The sequence below is a fragment of the Paenisporosarcina sp. TG20 genome (genome assembly GCF_000286315.1).
GTDB lineage: Bacteria > Bacillota > Bacilli > Bacillales_A > Planococcaceae > Paenisporosarcina.
Genome location: NZ_ALJG01000123.1, coordinates 1 through 4,045, shown reverse-complemented (window position 1 = coordinate 4,045; position 4,045 = coordinate 1). Strand labels below are relative to the sequence as shown.

Genomic DNA, 4,045 nt, shown 5'->3' with positions numbered 1-4,045 from the left:
GTTACATTTTCATCTGTTTTTGAACCATCAGGTTTCGTTACTGTTGATGTAACTTCTAATTGATCAGTTTGACCTACTTTCAAATCTAGGTTTGATGGATTAACTGAAAGAGTGATTACATCAGCTTTATTTACGCTTACCTTGACTGTTGTAACTACGTCCTCATATGTGACTGTAATTTCAGTTGTACCTTCTGCTATTGCAGAGACATTGCCTTTATCAACCGATATAATCGAATTGTCAAAACCACTGTAAGTAGCAACTTCTGTTACATTTTCATCTGTTTTTGACCCATCAGGTTTCGTTACTGTTGATGTGACTTCTAGTTGATCAGTTTGACCTACTTTCAAATCTAGGTTTGATGGATTAACTGAAAGAGTGATTACATCAGCTTTATTCACCTTTACCTGGACTGTTATAACTACGTCATTGTGTTTGACTGTTATTTCAGTTGTACCTTCTGCTATTGCAGTGACATTGCCTTTATCAACCGATACAATCGAATTGTTAAAACCACTGTAAGTAGCAACTTCTGTTACATTTTCATCTGTTTTTGACCCATCAGGTTTCGTTACTGTTGATGTGACTTCTAGTTGATCAGTTTGACCTACTTTCAAATCTAGGTTTGATGGATCAACTGATAGGGTCACGACATCCGGTACATCTTCCTCTTCATTCACAATAACAAATTCCGTAGAACCGGAGTTACCTGCGACATCATTAACAGTCACTGTTAATGTATTGTTCCCACGTAGTGTTGATGGAATGTCCAAGTTAAACGAACCGTCTTGATTTAAAGTAATAGGACCGTTTTGAAGTACATTATCATCAGGACCTGTTAATTCAAAACTTGCCTCTAATTTAGAATTTAAGTCATAGCCTAAATCATAGTTATTTAACTCTGTGTTGTAGTCGATATATTTATCCGTAACTTGTCCGTCAAACTCAAAGCTTGCTTTATCAGTTACAAGTACTGTTTCTGACGTAATAACTGGATCTGTTGTTTTTACAACAACTGGTCCAACATAGCCACCAACATACGGTGGGTCGCCTGATACTGTTTGTCCTGTAAAATCGATTGTGTATAAACCATCTGGTATATTCGTTATCTGTGCGCCCGAAGTCCAAGGTCTGTACTGCCCTTTTATTGGTAATGTGTATGAACCTGCTACGAGAGAACTCGATGCATGCAAGTAGCCGATATAGCCATCCCCATATTCACCACCATCTGGATTCATAATGTCCCAGATCTCAATGTAGTTCGTATTCACATTACCTGTCAGTGTGAATGAAAGCACCGCTTCATCCTGCACGCCATCCCCATCAAATGATAGGTCAGTTTCAGTAATGTTGTAATCTTTAAATTGAATTGCTGAAGTTCCACCGAAGTCAGCCGCGAAAGGTAGTGAAATTTCAGTTTCTCCATCCGCACTTTCAATGTGGATATAGCCAAGAATTTCATCACCTAACTTTGTAGTTTCATTTTTCGATGCAGTCAACGTAACATTCAACATTTGTTCACCATTCAATGTAAATGTCGGTTTATCAATCGTTAGTTTTGCATCACCGAAGGATTTCGTCACATCGACCTTCACATTGTACTCTCCACCGTTGCCTGTTATATCCTTCACACGAATTTGTTTCGTCACGGTGAGGTTTTCAGCCAATGATCGTGGACCATATGTGACAGTTCCTTTTAAGTTTTCAACAGTTGTCCCACTTTGATCAAGAACCGCCGTGTCAATGCCATAAGCAAGCACCTTTGGATGAGCCGCCGCATATGCATCTACACGTCCTGCACCTTGAGAGAAGACATCGTATTTAGTTGTGTCTAGAACTTTTGCGGTATTGGAAAGGGCTACTTTTACATCGAACGCATTCCAATTCGGGTTTGCTTGTTTAACAAGTGCCACAATTCCCGCAATATGTGGAGTAGCCATTGATGTACCAGTGTAACGATCGTAAGCCTCATCATATGATGCTTCTGGGAAGTCCGCTTGGTACATCGCAATGGATGACATGATATTCGTCCCAGGTGCTGAAACATCTGGTTTGATATCGAAGTTCGGTGTGGATGGTCCACGTGAACTCGAGTTATTTACATCGTCCCCAAGTGTATTGGTTGAAGCGAAATTTCCAAATGTAACTTTCCCCTCACCCTTTGCTAACTCCAAACGAATCGCATCTCCGTCTGTTTGAGAAAGATCATATGTTGGGATGAAAGCAAAAGAATCCCCAAGGAATATCCCAGACTTATTTGGTGCTTCAGATCCACCCGTTAAGTTGTGAATGAGAACGGCTGCTGCGCCGTTAGCTTTTGCATATGCGATTTTATCCACAAAGGCAATTGCCCCACGTGACACAAGGACAACTTTTCCTGCAACATCAAGTCCGTTGTAATCAGATGCCGTCCCATTACCAGGAACTGCTACTAAATCGAACTCCCCTTGAAGTTGTGTTGCCGGGTCTTTACCGAAAGTCGTACCCATCAAATCTTGTTGTTTAGAAAGTACATATTCGCCTACTGTCACATTTACTAGCGAACTGTGTTTTGTTTCAGGGTTTGTTGTATTGCCTACTGCAATCCCTAGACGTGCAGTTGAAGGAGTTCCCATTGTTCCACGGTTCGGACCTGAGTTTCCTGTCGCGATAACTGAAATTGTCCCTGCCATCATTGCGTTATTAATTGCAAATGACCCACCATCAGTTTCCGAGTTTGCTCCTCCACCAAGTGACAAGTTGATCACGTCCATTTTTTCAATTACTGCTGTGTCTATTGCTTTAATAATGCCTGATGTAGCTCCACTGCCATATGCGCCAAGCACACGATAAGCGTAAAGATCTACTTCTGGTGCGATTCCTTTAATTCCAAATTCGTTATTTCCAGCTGCCGCAATTGTCCCCGCCACATGTGTGCCGTGAGATGTGTAAAAGAACTTCCGTTTGCATTGAATTCAGGTTTAGTAGCTGGACGATCTAACGGTGATGTTTCAGAAGCATCATCATCCGAACGTGGTCGTGCATAATCAGCTCCAACTACTTGATGTACGAAGTTTTTACCACTTACGTACACACCCTTAAATTCTGGATGTTCTTTATCAATACCTGTGTCAAGAACTGCTACTTTAATACCTTGTCCTTCATATCCTTCATTCCATAGTTTTTCGATTCCAAGGAAGGAAATACTTGTATTCATTGCCGGTTCGATCTTATCATTTTTTACTAGGTCGGGTGACGTAGTTGTTGTAAATGCTTTTGACTCTTGTGACGCGCTGACGATTGCGTCTGGTTCGACTAATGTAACTCCTTTAATTGTTAGAAGTTTTGTAAGGTCATCTGCCTTTACCGTTGCTGCGAAGCCGTTTAAAACAGTATCAAATGTGAAGCCTTGTTTGAAAGAAATATTTTTAGCATTCATTTCTTTAATCACAAATGTCTGTTGTGTTTTTACTTCCGCTTTTACTTGGGCTGCTTCTGAACTAGTAAACTTTTTCCCTGCTAACTCTTTTATTCCTTTTTCAAGAGCTACTGGTTTTTGAGATAGATGTACGATAACCGAAACTTGTCCATTTCCTGTTAAACCTTGTAAGTCCTTGTGAAGTGATGCGCCACCTTCTAATACATTCAGTTGTTCAGCGATGGCAGCCTTTAATTGCATTGTACTTTCGTTTTGAGCCGTTGGTTTAAATGGTTTTGCTTGTTGTGTGTTTGCTGATACCGATAACGGTGATAGTAATGATAGAATCATTACGAATGCTACAATGCCACTTACTAACTTCACAAACTTACTCTTCTTCAAATTTCTTTCCCCCTCATATTAAAACCCATAATTTAGTTATTTTTCTAAACTACGGATTAATATATTACTTATTTACTAGAAATAGAAGTAAGTATTTTAAAATATTAATAAGAGTAAATGACTATGAAACCATATAGTAATTAAGAAAAACCCAGAAAAGTACGCCCGATCCTTTAAGATGGGTAACCATAGAAACCCGTTTATTTCCGCTACGGTGGACGCGTTTCGCGGGCATGGCTTCAGTCT

At 40.0% G+C, this 4,045-nt stretch carries 2 protein-coding genes; both read right to left on the bottom strand.

Translation table 11 applies throughout. The features are described from left to right. Positions 1 to 2,909, bottom strand: a 2,909-nt coding sequence (locus B371_RS21010) for a S8 family serine peptidase (protein ID WP_050995768.1), incomplete at its 3' end; no start/stop codon positions are given. Continuing rightward, positions 2,843 to 3,799: a protease inhibitor I9 family protein gene (locus B371_RS24240; RefSeq protein WP_050995767.1), complete on the bottom strand. Its 957-nt coding sequence runs from the start codon at positions 3,797 to 3,799 to the stop codon at positions 2,843 to 2,845. The genes B371_RS24240 and B371_RS21010, both read right to left, overlap by 67 nt. Positions 3,800 to 4,045: the final 246 nt, after the last annotated feature.